Raw genomic sequence first — 24444 nt, 5'->3', positions numbered from 1 at the left:
ATCTAGATGAATTAAACCAACCGATTAACCATGCTTATATGATTATGATTCGAGAATTAATAATAGGCAGCATTCTTGATTAGTGAACTTTAACTATAGCAATTATCCTCTTTTTGATTAGTTAATTTTCTATTATAGACTTAGATATTTTTTTAAATAGATATTTTTTGATTTTTTGACAGCGTTCTAACTAGTATAAACAGAGCCCTTTTCGGAGTGAGCACAAATATAGGCAGATTGTTGTGTAGATACAAGCAATCTTAATTCCCTTTGCATATGGTATCCATTGTCAGATCTTCAATATAGTATTTGACTAACGCTCACATATTCTTTTATAAGGGCACGTTGCACATTGAAAGTGATCTTCAGTTTGTATAAAGGGTATCTGTGGGTCTAATATTTCTTGTAATAGCAATTCTAAGCCTGTTTCAAATTCGCTTTGATAAGGTGTTATATCTTCTATATATCTATAATCTTTAGTATCCACTTGTTTCACCATGAGACGTGGATCAAAATTAGTATTAAAGGCAGACCTAGTATTAACAATACCAGGCATTATCTTATAAGCACTATTGTTAGCGTGCTTTTTAAATAGCCAAGCATAGAAAAAGGTTTGGAATATTACTTTTGTCTTTTGGGCAGTGCTTCTATCAAATAAATTACTAATTTGTTCGACATATTTTTCATCACCACCTGTTTTATAATCTATAACACGAATGGAATCTTGTTTCTGGTCTATTCTATCTATAATACCACTTAAAGCAACTACTTTATCGCTTGTAAGCCTGAAGTGAATCATTAAAGATTGTTGTTTTCCTACTTCTATCCCTACCAACGTAAAAGGTGTGTGCTTTTTATCAATTTCTAATATCTTATTTACTACTTTTTGCATTACCTCTTGTTCTATCAGGTGCTCACCTCCCCACTGTAGTATATGATTACTATATAAAGCATTAGAAAATACTTCTGCTATTATAGCCTGTAATTGACTTTTTAGCTTTTCTAAATCATTTTTTTGAACCATGCTACCTTTGCGAGCTATTTGCAATGGGGCATATAATTTTTCCATTACCTTATGAAACAAACTACCAAATCGTATGGCGTCTGTATCTTCAATAAGCAATTGTTGAGGTACTTGTAGTTGAAGAATATAACGAAAATAAAACCTCAAGCTACAACCTAAATAGGTGTTGAGTGCAGCTGGTGTCAATGAACGTTTTTCTTGTCCATTTTTAACAACAAACTCTTCTAACTTTAATAGGACACCATCATCTTTTTTAATGATAATAGGACAAATAGTGGGTGTATAGATAGCAGTATTTATATAATGCTGTTCTATTGGCAACTTACTTTCATATAGCAATTGCCATAGGTAACGACTCACTTCTTTTGGATTGGTTGCACTTGAAGGAGTATTATAAGTAATATATACTTGCTGAGCTCGTTGGAGTAACCGGTAGAAATAATAAGCATCGAGTGTGGCCTGAAAAATATCCATGGTGGGTAGTCCGTATCCTTTTCTAAGGTTATAAGGAATAAAGGAGCCTTGTGCAGTACTAGCTGGCAAATTACCTTCATTCATACCCACTATAAAAACATACTTAAAGTCTAAGTTAGCTGTTTCCCAAATACGTAATATTTGAATACCCTTTGCTGATGTCTTCTCTTTAAAAGTTAGTTGAAGTGAACGTATTAGCTGCCTGAAAAGTTGTATAAAACGCTCTATAGATACCTTATACAGAGGTGTTATTATGACTTGTATATAGCTTAACTGTTTGATAAGTTCACCTAATGCTTCTTCTTCTAACGCGAGCGATGAATCTTCTTGAGCTTCTAACTGTGCTTTTACAAGCGTCATAACATCAATAACATACTGAGCAATATCTATAGTTGAAGATGCCGGTCGAAAGATTGCTTGGTACAATTCACTAGCTTCTGATAATATTTTTTGTGATGTATAACTTGTATAATGATTGGTTAATAATTGAATAGTTTCGCTAGCTAGCGCTTGGTTGCAATACTTAATTGGTGTATGTTTCAGTAAAGCTATAATGGCCTGAGTGGGAAAATAACCAGCTGGACAAGTTGGCTGCTGTGTGGTAATTTGCAAAGCTAGTATCTGCTCAATAAGCTGATAACTAGCTGTATATGTAATAGGATAACCTAGCGTAGTATTAACGGATTGTAAATTAGTTGGTAGTGCATGCAGCATAGGAAGAAATAAATCTTCGTTCGCTAAAACAATTACTGCTTGGTGTGGTTGAAAGCTATTTCCTTCTTGGTTTATTAATTGCTGTAGCTGGCTGCTTACTAACTCGACTTGCTCTGCTGCAGTATTGGCTTCAAAAAAGTTTATCTTTTTAAAATTATTTTGTATTCTAGCCGGAAAAGGCTTTTTAAAGCTTGTTTGAAAATAGGGTTTTGTTTGATGATGTCTTAAATAATATCCTGCTTCTTGGTTTTTATCATTCATATAATAAGCATCTGTATCCCAGTAAAATTGGGTAGAGATATTACTGTGCAACCAAGCAAAAATTTTCTCTTCTACAGGATGTAAGGCATTGAAGCCTATAAAAAAGAAATGCTTATAGTTAATAAGTAGCTCTTTTGTTAGGTTATTGTATAGCTCTCTATAGCAAAGCCCTGCATATCCTATACCTTTTTTTATTAACTCAGCTGTAAACCTTTTATAAATATGTGGTAATATTTCCCATAATTTCAGGAAATCCTGCTGTTGCGTAGACAGCCGTTTTTCAAAAGATTTCCAAAAAGATTGAATGGCTTCTTTTTGTGCTTCAGAAAGATGCTCGTAAGTAAGTGTTATAGCTTTTTGTTCATATAGATTGGCAAATAGTTGATTAGGGTCAACCAAACACTTATCTAATATATCAAAATCTTGCAGCAGCATATTACCCCATCCATAAAAACGCTCAAAAGGCTCATCAGCAGCCTTAAATTGTTGGAAGGTCTGATAAAGTAATACAAGAAGATCTAAATTAGGAGCAATAGTAATTTTACTGCATTGTTCTATCCATGGTTCTAAAGTTAGCACTTGAGGTAGCCAAGCAGGGTTATCTATTTTATTGCACAAAACTTGTTGAAACCTCTCCACTGCTTTTTGGCCAGGCAATATAAATATAGATCGAGTTATATCTGCTACTGTATATTGCTGAAATAAATCTTCGGTAACCTCCTCTAAAAAGGAATGATAGCTATTATCCATGGTGTTAGTTGTATGTATCTTACACTTTGCACTAATATATACAGTGGCCTACAAAGTATACTAGCTAGTAATAAGTTTATATAACGTCGCTAATCAACTTTCAGAATATGGCTAGATATACATTCATGTATATAGATACAAGCAATTTCTTGCACTTCAATAAGAACTAACTTTTCCTTAAACACTACATATAATTTAAGAGATGCTAGTTGAAGGAATACAACTAAGTTTTATTATATTCTATAATTATAAATCACTTATTTATATATCCATGAGCTTGCGTTCCTACACTAATACTACCCAACTATTAAATCGAGCAATTCAGCTAATCATTTTACTTATAATCTTCAGTATTCATGCATGTTTTTGTACAAATGCTTCCAACAACCAAAACAATAAAAAGCTACCCAAACCTTCATCAGATATACACACAGACAAGCTGTCTTTATCTTTCAAAGAATTAGCCCTTGCTGTAGATAAGAGTGTATTAATAGGAGAAGAACGTACTGTTAAGGTCAGCCTAGATACTACTAAAATTGATATTAGCAAAGAAAATAGAGACCAAGTTAAGTCAAAGAGATTTAAACTAAAAGTTTTTATTAAGCCAGAGGAAAATACAACCGACCCTAATACAACAAGTTATTTAAAGCTTCCAGACACATCCAAAAATACTGAAATTGAAACACACTTATATATGCAGAATGATGCTATAGACCTTGAAGTAGTTCCAGGCGAGGGTGTGAAAAGAGTACCGATAATCCTAGCACTTTATGAAAATGATACTGCCCCAGCACCTATCTATAGTACAACAATCCATTGGAAGTTAAATGCTCACCATCTTCTATTAGAAGGATTATCCGATTTAATTAATGACCAAATAATCAATTTTAGTATTAAAAATGGAGATAACCTACCATTAGATTTAAAGAATACATTACTTACTATTACAGCTAGTCAAGGAGTAACATTCAAAGCTAATGGCAAAGTTTGCACATCTATTGACTTACAAACTCTAGCACAAAATAATACCATAGTGCTAAAACCAAGCGAAAATACACCATCTATAGCATTGCAAGTAGCTGAAGCATACGAAGCCCAAGGATCTGAAATTACTTTAGCAATTAAAAACGGGACAGAAGTAATATTTAGCCAAGTAATTCAATGGAAACAAGAACCTCTTAAACTAAAATTGACAGGGTTACACGATATAACTGATGATGAGACTTTATCTTTTTATATTGAAAACAATGGCAACAAACCTCTTAATCCAGAAAATATCGTCTTAAGTTTAGTGGGTACTCCAGGGGTAATATACAAATTACAGGATAAAACTACTGATTCAATTAATTTAGAAGAATTACTTGCTAGCAATGCTACTAGCCTAGATAAAGGCACAAAGACCATACCTATTAAACTACAAGTAGCTCCTAATACTAACTTAAATCAAGCTGATATTAGTCTACAGATTAAGAAGGGTGCCGAAGAAATAGATAACAAGAAAATTCAGTGGAAAAAAGAGCCTGTTACATTAAAACTGGTAGGCCTGCATGATATAACCAATGAGGAAACTTTATCTTTTTATATTGAAAACAATAGCAACAAACCTCTTAACACAGAAAATGTTGCCTTAAGTTTAGTAGCTACTCCAGGAGTAAAATGGAAATTACAAAATGAAACTATTACTTCAATTAGTTTACGAGAATTACTTGCTAGCAATGCTACTAGCCTGGATAAAGGCACAAAAACCATACCTATACACCTACAGATAGACCCTACTTCTAACCCTAGCCAAAACAAAGTAGTTATAGGATATCTTTTACTCTTTAACTCTTGCTCCCACTTTGTTTTTTCTAGTTCGAACTTTTCATACAGCTTCTTTTCTTGGTCTCTAAGCTGAGCTGCTTCCTCGTATTTCTGATTTCTAACAGCCTTATTTTTATTAGCTTTTATGAGTTCTATGTTGTCCGCTAGTTTAGCAATTTTACTAGGCACTTGTATATTATGCATATGTACGCTAGCACCTACTTCATCCATCACATCAATAGCCTTGTCTGGCAGCAAACGATTACTTATATAACGGTCAGCTAAATCTACACAGGCTTTTATAACTTCTGGCGTATAGGTAACTGAATGATATTCCTCATAAGTATCTTTTAGATTATTTAAAATTTCTATGGATTCTACAATGGTCGTAGGCTCGACTCTGACAGATTGGAATCTGCGGGTTAAGGCACCATCTTTTTCTATATACTGTCTATATTCACTAAGGGTGGTAGCTCCAATACATTGTATATCTCCTCGTGCAAGAGCTGGCTTAAGAATATTGGCAGCATCTAAAGAACCTGCCGCGCTACCTGCACCTACAATAGTATGTAGCTCATCAATAAACAGAATAACTTGCTTTGATTTAACAAGCTCATTCATGATAGCCTTAATGCGTTCTTCAAACTGGCCTCTGTATTTAGTTCCTGCCACTAATGCCGCTACATCTAAACTTACTACCCGCTTACCTAATAGTGGTTTTGCTACTTTCCCTTGCATAATTTGCAAGGCTAAGCCCTCGGCAATAGCAGTTTTTCCTACGCCTGGTTCTCCAATCAACAAAGCGTTATTCTTTCTACGCCTACTTAAAATCTGTGCAACCCTTTCTATTTCCTTTTTTCTACCTATAATAGGATCAAGCTTTCCTTCTTCCGCTAGCTTACTTAAATCTCTGCTAAAGTTATCGAGTATAGGTGTCCTAGTTTTCTCTATATCTTTATGCTTGCTAGTTGTGCTATCTTCACTATCATCCATATTTTCTGAAGCATCATCTCTACTTTCTTCCATTTCTTGTGCTACTATATAGTACTGGCCTAACCTATGAACTATAACACGTTCTATAGCTTCATAGGTAACATTAAACTGATCAAGTATATACTTGGTATGCACATCAGCATTTTTAAGGGCTGCTAATAGTATATGTTCTGTACCTATTGCTTCACTTTTTAGTGCTTTAGCATATTGCTGGGTGAGTTTTAGCAAGCTTTCTATTTCATGGGTAAGCTTTATACCATTAACCTGTCCATTATCTATCATATCCTCCTCATGCTCTTGCTGTTCAGATTTTTCTAATGCTATGCGAAGCTCTTCCATGGGTATTCCAAGGGCAAAAAGAATTTTATAAGCCAAGCAGGATTCATACTGCAAGATTCCTAGCAAGATATGAAGTGGCCTAATAGAATTACTATGTAATTTTAAGGCTTCTTTTCTGCTCAAGGCAATAATTTCCTTGGCTTTGTGGGTTAAGTTAATAGGCATAATATTAAATTTGATTAGAAGACCTACTTATAAATATACTAAATTTTATATTAGCGCTATAGCTCCTCAGGCGAAATGCATGAATTTTTTATAATGTTATATGCGTTAGGGCCTTCGCAAAACAGTAGATCTAAAATACTAAGATTAGCATTAAATATTGTGCCAAATACTTGTTGATAACAACACGGCTTGTACTTTGATCTGCAACTAAAAGGTATTTGGGGACTTATAATATTTCTTGCATCTACTACAGAGCTAGGTGGATTAGCAATATACTCACTAGTTATTTTTATATTTTTTTTCAGGTTCAATAATTCCAAGCAAAGTTTTAGCAGAGCCAGATTAAGCTGGTATAAGTGCGTATACGGCTGGAAAAGTATTTTATGGAAATAACCTGACAAATATTCAAAATAGGGTGCTTTTCCATAGTCAGTACTAATAGACCGCCAGTGACAAATTGGCCACTTTTGCTGGCAGTCAATTTGTATATCTTTATAGAGTATTTTTTTCTTGCCACCTATTACAGGTACCGTAAGCCTATCTATTTGTTGAGAACTAAGAATATAGCATCTATTACCATAAGTTTGTTTTTGATAGTTCCCATAGATTTCTAATTCTATATGATCATAGGACAACAGCCATGTAAAATATTCTATACAAGGCAAGAATTGTAGATCTATGAGTAAGGTATTTGGATACAAGAGTTAACCATATATAGATAGGAAGCTAAACCATGAATATAATTTAGCTTCCTATACATTTTATTGAAAATAATTACTCAGCACCATGGATTAACGTGGCAAGCTTTTTATTAAATATAATGAAAGGTAAACCTACCATAAGCGTAATGAAGAAGATAAGCTGGAAGGTCCTTAAATCTCCGAGGCTCTCCGATTTTTCACCTATCCATGCGGCTAGAAGTTGAGAAAAGCCTATGGCAGCAAAATAAGCGCCCATAATAGATGCACTAATACGCTGCGGTGCCAACTTTGTTACAAAAGATAACGATACTGGCGACAAGCACAGCTCCCCAATCGTATGAAATAGGTAAGCATTAATAAGCCAGTGCAATGAAGATTTTTCAATGCCTGGAGTTTGTCTTTGCAAAACAGCCCCTACCATAAACAGAAAACCTATGCCTACAGCAATGTTGCCAATACCTAATTTATAGAAAGATGATATATGTTTATATCGCTTGGCTAGCCTGTTCCAAATAATAGCTATAACAGGCCCCAAAAGAAGTATAAAAGCTGGGTTCAAAGATTGAAACATACTAGCAGGCACTTCCCATCCAAAAACATATCTATTCGTGTATTCATCTGTATATAGATTCATTAACCCCCCAGCCTGTTCAAAAGCCATGAAAAAACTAAATATACCTATAAAAGATAGTACAAGTGCCCATATACGGTCTTTCTCTTCTTTTGTAAAAGGTGCCTTATTAGTTGTAATAGTTGTTTGGGCAGCTTGGTTCCCTAGCATAGCTCTTGAACTTATACCAACACCCATTAAATATTTTTGGCCTAATAAATAGACAAGAATACCGAATAACATCCCAACACCAGCTATACTAAATCCATAATGCCATCCATATACTTGTGCTACATAACCTACTACCAAGGAAGAAACTATAGCTCCTATATTAATTCCCATATAAAATATCGTAAACCCACCATCTCTTCTCTGATCTCCTATAGCGTATAAACTTCCCACCAATGTAGATATGTTAGGCTTTAAAAGCCCTGTACCAGCAGCGATAAAAAAGAGACCAATCATAAATAACATAACATTTTGCGCGGCTAATAGAAAGTGGCCAATACAAGCTAACATTCCACCCCATAATACAGCAGCTTTTTGTCCTATATATCGATCTGCAATAAGCCCCCCTGGAATTCCTAATACATAAACAGCCATTCCATAAATACCATATAACTTTAAAGCATTGGCATTTGTCCATCCTAAACCTCCCTTAGCTTGATCTACTAAATAAAGCACCAATATGGCTCGCATACCATAGAAGCTAAACCTTTCCCACATTTCTGTTAAGAATAATATAAATAAACCTTTAGGATGTCCTAAGAAACTAGTATTAGTTAAATGTCTGGGTTGTTCCATATATTATAGTGTATTATCAAGGCCCTTCAAAAAACACATAAAGCGACTATGCATTTTTAAATAATTATTGGTTAAGTTTTGAATTTCAAAAGGGCGCTTCTATTTCAATTTAAAAATTAAGGGCCAAAATAAAGCTATAATTTAAATTGTGCAAATCAGTATTAAAAGATACTTGCTTTGCCAAGCACTTTTTAATACTTCCTATCAAGATTATTTATATAACAGAAGACTTATGATTTATTTCTAAGCCACCAATACTTGCTTCCTTGATATCTATTCTCTTTATACTTTCCAAGATAATTGCTTTATATGAAATGAGCTTGATAAAGTTTATGCTAACTGGTATATGAAGATGATAGATAAAAGTCGCATAGAAGCGTTTTACATGTATCTTATTTATCTTCATAGTGGCCTTGCCAAGAAAGTATTAAAATTTCTCCTTTTCCTATTACCTTATAAACAAGCCTATCTTTATGGTTTAGGTGACGAGAGATACAGCCCCTATAACCTTTGTAAGCATGTTTTAAAACTTCTGGTCTGCCAAGCCCTACAGCCTCCCAACTATGGCTTTTTATATCTTCTAAAACCTTTTCAACACTCTTTTTATGTTCTTCTTTTTCTTTGAATGCTAAAAATTCTTTCTCTTGCTTATGATCTAAAAATCTAAATACAATAGGCAATGAGTTTTCTTGTATAATCTCTGATTGTTGATCATTCATTCGTAAAAAATCTAACTTTATACGAGTTACCCTACGCACTCGCTTTTGCTCTTTCCTTTCCCTTTTTGTAACTCTTTGGCATAGTTGAATATTTTGCTGTGCCTGTTCTTGAACACTTAAACCAGGCATTATTAATTCAACGTAACAACCTTCATTTTGTTGTTCAAGTACTGTTTCAACCTCAGTAAAAGTGGTATTAGTGCTTGCCTTTTCTATAATATATGTACTAGTTTCTGTATCTCCTAACTGCAAGACATCAGTTGCTGCTACGTGGCTCTCTAAGGGCTGTATATTTTCTATAGTAACATCTTTTCTATCTTTTTCAAAAATTTGCTCTTCTTTTTGTATGCTTAATAATGCTGATTCTTTTTCTAAGTAGCTTGTTACTGTTTCGGCCAACTCTTTTACCTCTTCCTCTTCTGTTCCTAAAAGAATAGCTTGGTTTAAGTAGGTATATGCATCTTGCCAATCTTTACAATAATAAGCTAAAACACCCCTTATATAACAAGCATCCTTATCAGACAAGGTAGGTAACAAATCATGAACTTCTTGTATTGCACTTTGGAGGGCTGCTAACCTTTCTTCTTCAGACTGTGTAATAACTAAGTTTGAATCATACAAACGGATAATCTCTAACTTCGCTTTAGGAAGACTTGACCGCTTATAGTACTCCAATGCTTTTTGATATTTAGTATTTCCTTCGCCAGCTTTGATATGTGCTTTCTCATATAATGTGGCAATATGGTAAAATGCTTGAGGTAGTTCGGATTGCTCCCAATAGTACTTAGCTTGCCTATAATCTGGCTTCTTTTTTTTGATGCCTATCCACCCGTTCATATAAGCTACTCCAAGGTTATATGAGCAGTGTTTTTTAATAGGTATAGAGGCTGTCGGCGTACTAATAGCTTCTAACATGGAATTTGCAAATAACTGGTAGTTAGGCTTGCCATTTAAACTACAATATCCTAGTGCATAAAGATCTCCCATGCCTCCTATAGCATCTGAATATCCTTTTTCTACAGCCATGTCATAATGATATTTTGCTAATTTATAATTAGGTTTAGTAATATAACCATAGCAATAAAAATCGCCCAAGTGCGCATGAGCATGTCCCGTGCCAGAACGTTCAAAGCACACTTTAGCCCGTTTATAATCAGGAGCTTGTCTAAGAACTTCTACATACCGTCTTGAGAAAATAACTCCCATATTGCATAGAGCTTGCGGTGTGCCAGACATTTCAGAATATTTTATAGCTTTTTGAAGGTCAGGGTTTCCATTCAGCAAACCATCCATATAAAAAGCCCCTAGGTTACTAAAAGATTCTGCAGTTCCAGATCGCTTATAAAACTGTTTGGCTGCTTGATAGTCAGGTTTACCATCAGCGCTAGTATATCCATTTTGACAAAACAAACCTAAATTATAAAGTGCGTCTGGCAACTTTTGGCATTTAAGAAAACAGGCTTGAGCAGCCTTATAGTTTTGCTCTTGTACATATCGGGCTCCTAGGGCTGAAAGCCGACGGACCATATTAAAATATATTTTCTCTTGAGGTAAACTATCTAAAGCTAGTTCTAACTCTTCTGTCAATTTTCTTAAGCGCTTTACTTTTAGCCCATTTTCTTCTTTGCTAAGGTAAGGTTCAGCCAGGCGACTTTTATAAAATGAACTAATTACCTTGATCCGGATGATTTTTTCAACTAAAGTAGTAACATTATCAACATGATGTAAAAAGACTTTTTTCAGCTCTACATGCCCTTGCTTGATAAGATTTGTTATTTTTGTATGTGACGCAGAAGCATAAGCTTTTGCAGTACCCTCAACCCAGGTATTTTGAAAGGATAAAACATACCACCGTTTCGCTAATTCTATATTTCCCTGTTGCTCGCAAATTTCTCCCAAATTATACATGGCCAGGCTATTTCCACACTTAGCAGCATCCACAAAAAGTTGTATAGCTTCTGCTACGTTATGTGCATTGTCATAAAAATTTGGCTGCAGCTTTAACGTGAATCCTTTTTTAAAATCTTCTTTTACTTTTTCCAAGCTATTTATTTTAGAATAAGGGTTTGCAGGAATTAAATGGTATAGCTCCTTTGGCTGAGGCAACATGGATAATGGCCTATGTTGTTCATACGTACCTTGCTCACCTTTTTCAAGTTCTTGCCTTTTATTTTCTTTTTGTGCTCCCAGGGTAGCCCCTGTTACATCTTCTAACTGTTGCATAGGTGAAGGTGCTAACTTTTTATTATTCTTCTTTTTTCCTTTGCCACCTCCTAACATCCCTGCTTGCCCTATCCATACACGTCCGTATGTTGCCAATTTTTTATCTATTACACGGTTAAGTGTTATGTGTACCTGTTGTTCTCTTTCCTTTGATGCAGCTAGCATAAATAAGTCAATTCCTCGCATTACATAAACAGGCAACCTTTGCACAAGGCTAGCATTTCCCCTATCATAAACCTTAGCATACAAATTACCATTAGGCAAATAGTATAATTTGCGTAACTGATGTCCTTCATATGATGACCAACCTAATGGCCTGTTTACTAACTGCCCTAATTTATGATATTCTATAGATAACGATTCTTGTTGCAACGTACCACTAGAGTTATCATATTTGGCTATATCTGCTTGTAAGGAAGTTTCAGCTATGCTTTGTAAATGGGCCTTTAGTTCCTGTTCTACAGCTACCGAATTACCATACCATAAAATTTCTTTGTTACTTAGTTGTAGCTGATGATTTGTTGATCGTGTTCCTCCTTTCACCTCAAATATCTTATTGTCTGTTGGCGTTATTGTATTGATTTCTGGGTGGTCTACTGTACAACTTGCTAGTAAGAAACTAACTAATACAATACCAGCAACCGTTTGCTTAAAATGATTCTTTATCTTTTCCATAGTTAAATTATGCGTTTGATTATGAAGATCTTATCTATCTAGATGAATTAAACCAACCGATTAACCATGCTTATATGATTATGATTCGAGAATTAATAATAGGCAGCATTCTTGATTAGTGAACTTTAACTATAGCAATTATCCTCTTTTTGATTAGTTAATTTTCTATTATAGACTTAGATATTTTTTTAAATAGATATTTTTTGATTTTTTGACAGCGTTCTAACTAGTATAAACAGAGCCCTTTTCGGAGTGAGCACAAATATAGGCAGATTGTTGTGTAGATACAAGCAATCTTAATTCCCTTTGCATATGGTATCCATTGTCAGATCTTCAATATAGTATTTGACTAACGCTCACATATTCTTTTATAAGGGCACGTTGCACATTGAAAGTGATCTTCAGTTTGTATAAAGGGTATCTGTGGGTCTAATATTTCTTGTAATAGCAATTCTAAGCCTGTTTCAAATTCGCTTTGATAAGGTGTTATATCTTCTATATATCTATAATCTTTAGTATCCACTTGTTTCACCATGAGACGTGGATCAAAATTAGTATTAAAGGCAGACCTAGTATTAACAATACCAGGCATTATCTTATAAGCACTATTGTTAGCGTGCTTTTTAAATAGCCAAGCATAGAAAAAGGTTTGGAATATTACTTTTGTCTTTTGGGCAGTGCTTCTATCAAATAAATTACTAATTTGTTCGACATATTTTTCATCACCACCTGTTTTATAATCTATAACACGAATGGAATCTTGTTTCTGGTCTATTCTATCTATAATACCACTTAAAGCAACTACTTTATCGCTTGTAAGCCTGAAGTGAATCATTAAAGATTGTTGTTTTCCTACTTCTATCCCTACCAACGTAAAAGGTGTGTGCTTTTTATCAATTTCTAATATCTTATTTACTACTTTTTGCATTACCTCTTGTTCTATCAGGTGCTCACCTCCCCACTGTAGTATATGATTACTATATAAAGCATTAGAAAATACTTCTGCTATTATAGCCTGTAATTGACTTTTTAGCTTTTCTAAATCATTTTTTTGAACCATGCTACCTTTGCGAGCTATTTGCAATGGGGCATATAATTTTTCCATTACCTTATGAAACAAACTACCAAATCGTATGGCGTCTGTATCTTCAATAAGCAATTGTTGAGGTACTTGTAGTTGAAGAATATAACGAAAATAAAACCTCAAGCTACAACCTAAATAGGTGTTGAGTGCAGCTGGTGTCAATGAACGTTTTTCTTGTCCATTTTTAACAACAAACTCTTCTAACTTTAATAGGACACCATCATCTTTTTTAATGATAATAGGACAAATAGTGGGTGTATAGATAGCAGTATTTATATAATGCTGTTCTATTGGCAACTTACTTTCATATAGCAATTGCCATAGGTAACGACTCACTTCTTTTGGATTGGTTGCACTTGAAGGAGTATTATAAGTAATATATACTTGCTGAGCTCGTTGGAGTAACCGGTAGAAATAATAAGCATCGAGTGTGGCCTGAAAAATATCCATGGTGGGTAGTCCGTATCCTTTTCTAAGGTTATAAGGAATAAAGGAGCCTTGTGCAGTACTAGCTGGCAAATTACCTTCATTCATACCCACTATAAAAACATACTTAAAGTCTAAGTTAGCTGTTTCCCAAATACGTAATATTTGAATACCCTTTGCTGATGTCTTCTCTTTAAAAGTTAGTTGAAGTGAACGTATTAGCTGCCTGAAAAGTTGTATAAAACGCTCTATAGATACCTTATACAGAGGTGTTATTATGACTTGTATATAGCTTAACTGTTTGATAAGTTCACCTAATGCTTCTTCTTCTAACGCGAGCGATGAATCTTCTTGAGCTTCTAACTGTGCTTTTACAAGCGTCATAACATCAATAACATACTGAGCAATATCTATAGTTGAAGATGCCGGTCGAAAGATTGCTTGGTACAATTCACTAGCTTCTGATAATATTTTTTGTGATGTATAACTTGTATAATGATTGGTTAATAATTGAATAGTTTCGCTAGCTAGCGCTTGGTTGCAATACTTAATTGGTGTATGTTTCAGTAAAGCTATAATGGCCTGAGTGGGAAAATAACCAGCTGGACAAGTTGGCTGCTGTGTGGTAATTTGCAAAGCTAGTATCTGCTCAATAAGCTGATAACTAGCTGTATATGTAATAGGATAACCTAGCGTAGTATTAACGGATTGTAAATTAGTTGGTAGTGCATGCAGCATAGGAAGAAATAAATCTTCGTTCGCTAAAACAATTACTGCTTGGTGTGGTTGAAAGCTATTTCCTTCTTGGTTTATTAATTGCTGTAGCTGGCTGCTTACTAACTCGACTTGCTCTGCTGCAGTATTGGCTTCAAAAAAGTTTATCTTTTTAAAATTATTTTGTATTCTAGCCGGAAAAGGCTTTTTAAAGCTTGTTTGAAAATAGGGTTTTGTTTGATGATGTCTTAAATAATATCCTGCTTCTTGGTTTTTATCATTCATATAATAAGCATCTGTATCCCAGTAAAATTGGGTAGAGATATTACTGTGCAACCAAGCAAAAATTTTCTCTTCTACAGGATGTAAGGCATTGAAGCCTATAAAAAAGAAATGCTTATAGTTAATAAGTAGCTCTTTTGTTAGGTTATTGTATAGCTCTCTATAGCAAAGCCCTGCATATCCTATACCTTTTTTTATTAACTCAGCTGTAAACCTTTTATAAATATGTGGTAATATTTCCCATAATTTCAGGAAATCCTGCTGTTGCGTAGACAGCCGTTTTTCAAAAGATTTCCAAAAAGATTGAATGGCTTCTTTTTGTGCTTCAGAAAGATGCTCGTAAGTAAGTGTTATAGCTTTTTGTTCATATAGATTGGCAAATAGTTGATTAGGGTCAACCAAACACTTATCTAATATATCAAAATCTTGCAGCAGCATATTACCCCATCCATAAAAACGCTCAAAAGGCTCATCAGCAGCCTTAAATTGTTGGAAGGTCTGATAAAGTAATACAAGAAGATCTAAATTAGGAGCAATAGTAATTTTACTGCATTGTTCTATCCATGGTTCTAAAGTTAGCACTTGAGGTAGCCAAGCAGGGTTATCTATTTTATTGCACAAAACTTGTTGAAACCTCTCCACTGCTTTTTGGCCAGGCAATATAAATATAGATCGAGTTATATCTGCTACTGTATATTGCTGAAATAAATCTTCGGTAACCTCCTCTAAAAAGGAATGATAGCTATTATCCATGGTGTTAGTTGTATGTATCTTACACTTTGCACTAATATATACAGTGGCCTACAAAGTATACTAGCTAGTAATAAGTTTATATAACGTCGCTAATCAACTTTCAGAATATGGCTAGATATACATTCATGTATATAGATACAAGCAATTTCTTGCACTTCAATAAGAACTAACTTTTCCTTAAACACTACATATAATTTAAGAGATGCTAGTTGAAGGAATACAACTAAGTTTTATTATATTCTATAATTATAAATCACTTATTTATATATCCATGAGCTTGCGTTCCTACACTAATACTACCCAACTATTAAATCGAGCAATTCAGCTAATCATTTTACTTATAATCTTCAGTATTCATGCATGTTTTTGTACAAATGCTTCCAACAACCAAAACAATAAAAAGCTACCCAAACCTTCATCAGATATACACACAGACAAGCTGTCTTTATCTTTCAAAGAATTAGCCCTTGCTGTAGATAAGAGTGTATTAATAGGAGAAGAACGTACTGTTAAGGTCAGCCTAGATACTACTAAAATTGATATTAGCAAAGAAAATAGAGACCAAGTTAAGTCAAAGAGATTTAAACTAAAAGTTTTTATTAAGCCAGAGGAAAATACAACCGACCCTAATACAACAAGTTATTTAAAGCTTCCAGACACATCCAAAAATACTGAAATTGAAACACACTTATATATGCAGAATGATGCTATAGACCTTGAAGTAGTTCCAGGCGAGGGTGTGAAAAGAGTACCGATAATCCTAGCACTTTATGAAAATGATACTGCCCCAGCACCTATCTATAGTACAACAATCCATTGGAAGTTAAATGCTCACCATCTTCTATTAGAAGGATTATCCGATTTAATTAATGACCAAATAATCAATTTTAGTATTAAAAATGGAGATAACCTACCATTAGATTTAAAGAATACATTACTTACTATTACAGCTAGTCAAGGAGTAACATTCAAAGCTAATGGCAAAGTTTGCACATCTATTGACTTACAAACTCTAGCACAAAATAATACCATAGTGCTAAAACCAAGCGAAAATACACCATCTATAGCATTGCAAGTAGCTGAAGCATACGAAGCCCAAGGATCTGAAATTACTTTAGCAATTAAAAACGGGACAGAAGTAATATTTAGCCAAGTAATTCAATGGAAACAAGAACCTCTTAAACTAAAATTGACAGGGTTACACGATATAACTGATGATGAGACTTTATCTTTTTATATTGAAAACAATGGCAACAAACCTCTTAATCCAGAAAATATCGTCTTAAGTTTAGTGGGTACTCCAGGGGTAATATACAAATTACAGGATAAAACTACTGATTCAATTAATTTAGAAGAATTACTTGCTAGCAATGCTACTAGCCTAGATAAAGGCACAAAGACCATACCTATTAAACTACAAGTAGCTCCTAATACTAACTTAAATCAAGCTGATATTAGTCTACAGATTAAGAAGGGTGCCGAAGAAATAGATAACAAGAAAATTCAGTGGAAAAAAGAGCCTGTTACATTAAAACTGGTAGGCCTGCATGATATAACCAATGAGGAAACTTTATCTTTTTATATTGAAAACAATAGCAACAAACCTCTTAACACAGAAAATGTTGCCTTAAGTTTAGTAGCTACTCCAGGAGTAAAATGGAAATTACAAAATGAAACTATTACTTCAATTAGTTTACGAGAATTACTTGCTAGCAATGCTACTAGCCTGGATAAAGGCACAAAAACCATACCTATACACCTACAGATAGACCCTACTTCTAACCCTAGCCAAAACAAAGCTGACATAACTTTACAAATTAAGCAAGGCAACCAAGTAATAGAGGCTCAATTTATCAAATGGGAAAGACAGCCTATTAGCTTAAGATTTGTAGGAGTCCATGATATTATAGACGATGAGGTATTAGAGTTTACTATAGAAAATAGTGGATTACAACCTATCCATCCAAGGGATATTACTGTAAGCTTATTACCTACAGAAGGCGTAGCATTTAATTTGAATGGTAATCTTCTTTCTTCCATTAACTTGCAGCAAATACTTCCTGACAAAACTACTACTTTAAACAAAAGTGTTTCTACTAAACCTATACAACTACAAGTGGCCCACAATATAGGTAAAGACCAAGCTGAAATAACTTTACAGATCAAACAAGGTGATGTAGTAATAGATTCCCAGCCAGTCCAGTGGAAACAGCAGCCTATTGACTTAAAATTTATAGGTCTTCATAATATCACAGGTAATGAGGCACTGGAATTTTTTATAGAGAGCAATAGTGACAAACCTATATATGCAAATGATATAACGCTGAGCTTGGAAACTATAGATAGTGCTGAATTTAGACTAAATGATAAACTTGCTTCCTCAATTAGCTTAAATGAATTATTACCTCATAAAGCTATTGCATTAGATAAAGGCACCACAATCATTCCAGTAAAGCTACAGTTACAGAAAGCATATAAGCAACAACAAGCTACCATAAACTTAGTATTGAAGCGACATGAAACATCGATAACTAGTAATACAATTACTTGGTATGGCCAAGAGGATATTGCCCTGGCATTTCCTGATTTAAAGGCAGCGAGAATAACAGGAGATGAAAAACTAGCCTTTACTATTATCAATCAGAAAGACCCGGTCGATATGGATGAAATGTTAGTATGGCTAGAAGCGCAGAACAGCTCCTTCCCTATTGAAAATTTATTTACTTTAAACGGTATGGCTATACCTAGTGAAGGAATTCGTCTATCTAGGTTAGTAATAGATCAACGTACCACTGTATTAAACAAAGGTAGCAATACAGGCACGATCACTTTACAATCACTTACAACTAATAAACTTCTAGAAGCTACTATTAAGGTATATCTAAAAAGGAAAGGACAAGTTTGGTCTAGCCCAAGCATCCAATGGGAAAGAGGAGAAATCAAACTGAATTTTCAAGATATTCCTAACAGACAGCTTAGGAATGCTGACGTTTTAAATTTTAAAATCAAGAATAATGGGTCATATGTCGAAACAAAAGATATTTTATTGGTGTTAGACAATCCAGTAAAAGATCATTATAGTTTTAAAATTAACAACCAACCATTAGATGCTAATAATAGCATAAATTTAGCTAAGGTATTACCTGCTTATTTAACCGAATTGAGTCCTGCACAAGAGGTAAATATTAGCATTAAAAAAGAAGAAATAGAAACTAGCAGTCCTGCTACGGCAGCTTCCATTTCTTTACAATTAATAAATCAAAATGCTACGTTTCAATCTGAAAAAGTAGAAGTAAGCTGGGAACTTAAAAAAGTTAATTTAAATCAAAAATCCAGTATCCAGAATTTGAGAAATAATACCAAAACAAAGAATAAAAATATTGATTTAAAACTAGAAGTAGGTCAATCAGAGTTAGAAGGCGATACTAAAAGCTTTACAGTAATTATACTTAATCAAGGTGACACAATAGATGCTGGCGACCATAAAAAAATATCCTTATATGTTACAAGGATCCAAGGAGATGGTACAATTCCAGCATTAGACAATGGCAAATCAAATAAGGGTAAAAAGTATAAGTTTGTAAACAACCTATTTGAATTGCCTTCTCAAGCTTACTGGGAGAAGAAACTAACCTTAGCAACTAAAGACCAAGCCATTATATATGAGTTACAACTATATCTCAATAAAAAACCTATAAGTGAGCCCTTACAGGTAACCTGGAAACCTAAACCAATTGGGCTACAACTTAAAATTGATACACAGGCACCTAAATGGAACCAGCAAGATTTTACTATACGCGTCATTAATCCAACCGATAAACTTGTCGTCCCACACGATGGGATAAACATAAAAGTTACCAATATCAAGGGAAGTGGTATTATTGCTAATTTAAAAGGTTTTTCGCTCAGTCAAAAAAATAAAAAGGACTACCTATTCATACATCCCACTTTTAAATTAGAACCTGCAACCGAGTGGCAAGACAACTTATCCATAGAACCTCTTGATCCCTTATTATCAGATCAAGAAATTATTTATGAGCTTCAATTGTATGCTGAAAATCAAAAGATAGGCGATCCTGTTCTAGTAAAATGGAAATCAAGAAGAAGTAAACTACAGGTTACAATTAATAAGAAAGAATTAGAAGGGCCTAATAATCATTTTAAGATTACTGTACTTAACCAAGGAGATATTTTAAAGGATATAGAGACTGACAGAAGCAATGAAGGAACCTGGTATATAGGTATAGAAAAATTACATGGAGATCAAGCAGATTTGGAATTTCTTGGTAAAGGACAGAAAAAGAGTTTCTCTATACGCACTAAAGGAAGCAAAACTTTAAGAATTAGCTCTCCACTTAAAGACCAATCTCAAAGTTACTCATTTCATATTGAGCACCATAGAGAAACTAAGGTGCAATTTAGATTCACGTTACTATATGTATATAATATTGACAATCAAGAAAAAGTAAAAACTATAGGCACTCCCATAACAGTAACATGGAAAAACACTAGTAAGTGGCAGAATTATGAATAGAAAAGGATTCTATTAACGTGTTTAGTCTTGGCCAAAATTGAAGTACAAAGTTCAAGCTTACTAGATGTTTGATCCCTAACAATTATGGTTATATCAGCATAGCTAATATAAGGGACCAAAATCAAGCAAAAAGATTATGAGCCAACTATTACATAAATGCGCCAGGACAACAGAGAAAACCCGCAGAGAAATACAGCTATCAAAACAGAACATAGCAACACTTGCTAGACAATATGGAGTTAATCGTAAAACGATAGCTAAATGGAAAAACAGGACTTCTTGCCAAGATTCACCCATGGGACCTAAAGTAAAACGCTCTAAAGTATTAACCCAGCAAGAGGAACAAGTTGTTATTGCTTTTAGAAAGCCCACTCAATTGCCTTTGGATGATTGTCTGTATACTTTACAAGAAATCATATCTCACTTATCTCGTTCTACTTTGCATCGCTGTTTTTAGCGTCATGACTGTCCTAAGCTAGAGAAAGGACAGGCTAAGGAGAAAGCAATTAAGAAGCAGTTTAAAGTCTATCCCACCCGTTATTTTCATATAGACATAGCAGAAATGCAAACAGCACAGGGTAAACTATATTTATTTGTAGCAATAGATAGGACTAGTAAATTTTGCTATGCTAGTCTATATGAATTTGCTTCTAAGTCGGCAGCAGTAGGCTTTCTAGAAGATCTAATAGCTTGTGTTCCCTATAAGATCCATAAAATACTAACAGATAATGGAGTACAATTTACCAATAGAAAAGAAGGAGAATTAGCATTGGAGCATATGTTTGGTCGTATTTGTGAACAAGAAGGGATTACACATAGAAGGACTCAAGTAGCTCATCCATGGACTAATGGCCAGGTGGAGCGTATAAACAGAACTATTAAACAGCGACTGTACAAAGCTATTATTATAGCAACCACCAACAATTAAAGCGTCATCTAAATGACTTCTTGTTAGCTTATAATTTCGCTCGTAGACTCAAAGCTTTAAGAGGCAAAACCCCTTGGCAATTTATAGAGGAACAATGGCAAAAAATCCCTCAGCTTTTTCACCAAAATATTAATACCTTCACTAAGGGACTAAACAAAATTTATCCTTCTTAATGCCTGCTAGGGCTGTGTCGAGGAACTAGCTCATGTTTTGGAATTCATCCCAGCGGGGATGTTGTTCACCTGTTAATCGATTTGGAATTCATCCCAGCGGGGATGTTGTTCACCTGTTAATCGATAATATTCTCTCATCAGCTCCTTTAATTTATTAATCTGAGTGTCTCGAACTCGCCAATTATTTTTTTGCTGTTCGTCCGTTGGGGTCACCGTTACCATTCTGGTAACATAACAGGAGGATCTGTGGGTGCGTTGCATCCCATGGGCACCATCCAGTCCACAGCCCCCCTCATAACGGCATGTCAATACTGACTTGGGCTCCTCGTATGGTTTTAGTTGGAATGGTCGGAGGCTGTTTATAGCCCCAGAAATGCTCGTTTCTAAGTCCCTAATGGGAGCGCACAACCTATAGATGACTATATACTCCCGACCTTGCGCATCTTGTATAATACATTCTTGAAATATTGGGGTTTTCCCCTCTTTCGCAGCGCTAACAACAGAAAACATTTTACCATCCGTAATATTTACCTCTTTTCCAGTGCTGCCCTCCAAACAGGATAAATGTTCTATTTGTTCCTTGTTATCGCCCGCAGGTCGTTTCTGCAGTAAATTATAGGTTTCAGATGGTGCTCCCGGCCAATCTTTAAGCCGAGTTTTTGGAAACTCTTCATAAGTGACCTTTGCTGTTATCTCACCTTGCACGAGCCCTTGGAAATGATAAAACTTTTTTGAAGGATCCTTTTGAAAAACAGTATCTTCAATCTTCGGATGAGGAAATACTTGTCGATGAGCCGTGATGGGATAGGACTTCTTGTTGAGATAAAGGGTACCACTAAGTTCTACAACAGTGGTATTTTCAATTTCCCTTTTTGAAACATAGCTGACGCTTGGATTATACTTATCAGGGATAATTTTTATGTTATCAACCACGTGCGTTCCAATGAAGCGATAACCGCCAGGCGGAATAGAAAATAGATACTGTGCTAAAGAGGGAGCTAAGTCTTGCACGTCCACAGAAAAATCATAAGCAACATTAACTTGATTACTAAAATATCCCTGCCCTAGCCACTGCGTAAATTCTGCGTAGCTTCCAAAAGAGGGGGGCTTATGCGGCAAGACACACCTGACAGGCGTGGCTTCACAATCAACTTTAATTTCAAAGTTAATATCCGGGTAGTTTAGAGGAGAAGAAGCGAAATCAGTCAGAAAAAGCCGAGCGGGAACACTCATATGCCCTTTCTCCGTATATCTTCCAAGACTTTTTAGGTCTATACTTATTTTAAGCATAACATTCTTTCCTGTTGCCAGAGGCGCTTCCAATGTTTCATCGGCCCCCTTGACCAACTGCATCACGGATGGTTGCTTTTGTGCCCCGAGTGAGTTTTCTTCTCGTACCTCTAAGCATTTACTTGTAGCTTGGTATTGTTTCACTGTCTTCTCATACTCTTCATTTTCTTTTTCTTCCCAATTTTTCCTTTTAGCCTCTTCTCTTTCCTGCTGTTGTTTTATCCTTTCTATTTCTTCCCTTTGTTGTCTGAGTTCTTCGCTTCTTATACGCTCCCTTTCTTCAAACTCTTCCTTCTGCTTTTTAAGCTCTTCGCTTGATTGCTGTAATTGAGCATGTATAGTGTTTATTCTAACAGCTTGTTCTGAATTTCTTTTACTTAACTCAGCTATTTCTTGTTTATATTTTCTTTCTATTTCATTGACCTTTTCTTGGAAATTAGTGATATCTATTCTATTAACATCTTTCTCAAGGATTCTGTTTCCTGGTAGCCTACAAGTAAACTTTACCAGTTTATCTCGATTATCGCTGTTCATTGGAAAATATACATCTTCTTCATCCTCCATATCACTATCCTTTTTAAGAATAAGCGTTGATATAGGTTGTTTAACCAAGGTCGTCAAATATGGTTCTAAGCCTTCTTGATTGATTTGCTTAATAATACGGGGGGTAACTTTATTGAAAATAAGTCCAAATTCAAAAGGAACTTTAATAGCCCCACAAACTGCATTAACAGTTGCAAGGTCAGCAGGCCTTATTCTGCCTGAATCTAGCATAGCAACAAAAATTATTTTATAGTTATCATTATGTTTAAGTGCTTTTTCTATTTCTTCGGCAGCCTTATCCCGTAACTTTACATCATCCAAGCCAGGGGTATCAATATATAAGTTGTCTACATGTTTAAATTCTTGTTCCTTGGTAGTCATTCCTTTCCCAATCATTGCCCCTGATTTAAAAACAGGTTTTTGAAAAATAGAATTACACAAAGAACTTTTCCCAACTCCTGGGTTACCACAGAAAACTATAATCCCTTCAACTCCTGATTCCTCTTCCGTACGTATCCTATTTGCTGGTTGTAGATGTGAAAATCTACTTCTAGAAGAAATTTGTGAAGCAGGCTGCTGCATCTGAGCTAATTGCCCCTCTAATTGGATAGCCCTTTGCTGCTGTTGCTGTAATAGACTACCTTTTAATTCTAGCTCTTGCTGTATATCTTCTTCACGCAGTTTAATGGCTGCTTCGATATTACCCATATTTAACTGATGCCTAGCTAAAACAGGTATTTGTACCTTTAAATCCTGAATCAGACTACGCATGGTATAATTAGCAATCAGATCGGTACTAAGCAGTCTAGCGCCAGTTCTAGGGCTAGTGCGTCTTCCTGTATTAAACCATTGCTGTATTGCTGCTCTTTCATAGGTATGGCCATCCTGCGCAATGACTGGGTCTTCCATAATCTCTTGGGTGATGGAACAAAAGCATTCGTTGGGAATGGCTTCATCTTCTGAGTCCTCTTCTTCTGCTTCCTCTTCTCCTTGCAACATCCCCCCCATCAAGCCCGCTCCCTTGTAAATAACTACTTTTGCTGGCTGCTCGCCTTTGGCTAATTGCAGATGAATACGATATTGTTGTGCTTGCTTGCTCAGATGAGGTAAGCTAGCGAGTTCTGCGCCTTGCTCAACATCCACATCTATTCTATGATAGGTTTTACTAAACCCTTCAGATGCACTCATCTTGACATCCGCTTTCAGCTTACCTGCTTCCTGGTAAAGTGTGACGCTATGCCCCCCTTCTGCTGTTAGCTCTTGACTTGCTAAAGGCTGGATGTTGGTTTGTATTTGTGGGGTTAGTTGTTGCTGGGTATATCGTTGTATCTGTGGGTCTTTTTCTTCGCCCATAGGTATAATTAAATTATTTAACCCTCCACAGCTTTGTAAGAAAAAGCTGATAAGTAAAACATAGGATATATATTGCTGAAACAGCGGATAAGTCTTTTTCATAGTGGAG

8 protein-coding genes and 1 pseudogene are annotated in these 24444 nt (G+C 35.1%); 2 read left to right on the top strand and 7 right to left on the bottom strand.

The features are described 5' to 3' along the window. Nucleotides 1-313: 313 nt before the first annotated feature. The 6 genes from AASI_RS02355 to AASI_RS02320 form a co-directional block, all read right to left on the bottom strand. The gene (locus AASI_RS02355; protein WP_012472631.1) at nt 314-3223 is read right to left on the bottom strand and encodes a PD-(D/E)XK nuclease family protein; all 2910 of its coding nucleotides are present in this window, start codon (nt 3221-3223) and stop codon (nt 314-316) included. 1578 nt (nt 3224-4801) lie between these two features. Continuing rightward, the gene (locus AASI_RS02345; RefSeq protein ID WP_012472636.1) at nt 4802-6523 is read right to left on the bottom strand and encodes a Clp protease N-terminal domain-containing protein; all 1722 of its coding nucleotides are present in this window, start codon (nt 6521-6523) and stop codon (nt 4802-4804) included. 56 nt (nt 6524-6579) lie between these two features. Beyond that, nucleotides 6580-7188, bottom strand: a complete 609-nt coding sequence (locus AASI_RS09290; protein ID WP_052290793.1) for a WbqC family protein — start codon at nt 7186-7188, stop codon at nt 6580-6582. Between the two features lie 109 nt (nt 7189-7297). Then, nucleotides 7298-8638: a peptide MFS transporter gene (locus tag AASI_RS02335; RefSeq protein WP_012472634.1), complete on the bottom strand. Its 1341-nt coding sequence runs from the start codon at nt 8636-8638 to the stop codon at nt 7298-7300. A gap of 392 nt (nt 8639-9030) precedes the next feature. Beyond that, complete coding sequence (locus AASI_RS07570; protein ID WP_012472632.1) at nt 9031-12255, bottom strand: type II toxin-antitoxin system YoeB family toxin; 3225 nt, start codon at nt 12253-12255, stop codon at nt 9031-9033. Nucleotides 12256-12604: 349 nt separating this feature from the next. Beyond that, the gene (locus AASI_RS02320; RefSeq protein WP_012472631.1) at nt 12605-15514 is read right to left on the bottom strand and encodes a PD-(D/E)XK nuclease family protein; all 2910 of its coding nucleotides are present in this window, start codon (nt 15512-15514) and stop codon (nt 12605-12607) included. A gap of 271 nt (nt 15515-15785) precedes the next feature. Between AASI_RS02320 and AASI_RS02315 the strand changes: the two genes are divergently transcribed. Both AASI_RS02315 and AASI_RS07965 read left to right on the top strand, forming a co-directional pair. Further along, complete coding sequence (locus AASI_RS02315) at nt 15786-20048, top strand: hypothetical protein (protein ID WP_148204920.1); 4263 nt, start codon at nt 15786-15788, stop codon at nt 20046-20048. A gap of 136 nt (nt 20049-20184) precedes the next feature. After that, nucleotides 20185-21149: pseudogene (locus AASI_RS07965) on the top strand (IS481 family transposase). Between the two features lie 72 nt (nt 21150-21221). On the opposite strand, the gene AASI_RS08775 reads toward AASI_RS07965, so the two are convergent. Further along, nucleotides 21222-24437 carry a U-box domain-containing protein gene (locus AASI_RS08775; RefSeq protein WP_012472629.1) on the bottom strand — a complete coding sequence of 1072 codons (3216 nt, stop codon included), beginning with the start codon at nt 24435-24437 and terminating at the stop codon, nt 21222-21224. Nucleotides 24438-24444: the final 7 nt, after the last annotated feature.

Origin of the sequence: Candidatus Amoebophilus asiaticus 5a2 (genome assembly GCF_000020565.1) — a bacterium.
Classification (GTDB): Bacteria; Bacteroidota; Bacteroidia; order Cytophagales; family Amoebophilaceae; genus Amoebophilus; species Amoebophilus asiaticus.
The sequence above is the reverse complement of the archived record's forward strand: the minus strand, read 5'-3'. Positions and strand labels throughout refer to the sequence as shown.

What these genes read in the sequence shown, in the direction of transcription:
- AASI_RS02355 (WP_012472631.1), bottom strand. Translation starts at nt 3,223, where the DNA reads ATGGATAATAGCTATCATTCCTTTTTAGAGGAGGTTACCGAAGATTTA.
- AASI_RS02345 (WP_012472636.1), bottom strand. Translation starts at nt 6,523, where the DNA reads ATGCCTATTAACTTAACCCACAAAGCCAAGGAAATTATTGCCTTGAGC.
- AASI_RS02335 (WP_012472634.1), bottom strand. Translation starts at nt 8,638, where the DNA reads ATGGAACAACCCAGACATTTAACTAATACTAGTTTCTTAGGACATCCT.
- AASI_RS07570 (WP_012472632.1), bottom strand. Translation starts at nt 12,255, where the DNA reads ATGGAAAAGATAAAGAATCATTTTAAGCAAACGGTTGCTGGTATTGTA.
- AASI_RS02320 (WP_012472631.1), bottom strand. Translation starts at nt 15,514, where the DNA reads ATGGATAATAGCTATCATTCCTTTTTAGAGGAGGTTACCGAAGATTTA.
- AASI_RS02315 (WP_148204920.1), top strand. Translation starts at nt 15,786, where the DNA reads ATGAGCTTGCGTTCCTACACTAATACTACCCAACTATTAAATCGAGCA.
- AASI_RS08775 (WP_012472629.1), bottom strand. Translation starts at nt 24,437, where the DNA reads ATGAAAAAGACTTATCCGCTGTTTCAGCAATATATATCCTATGTTTTA.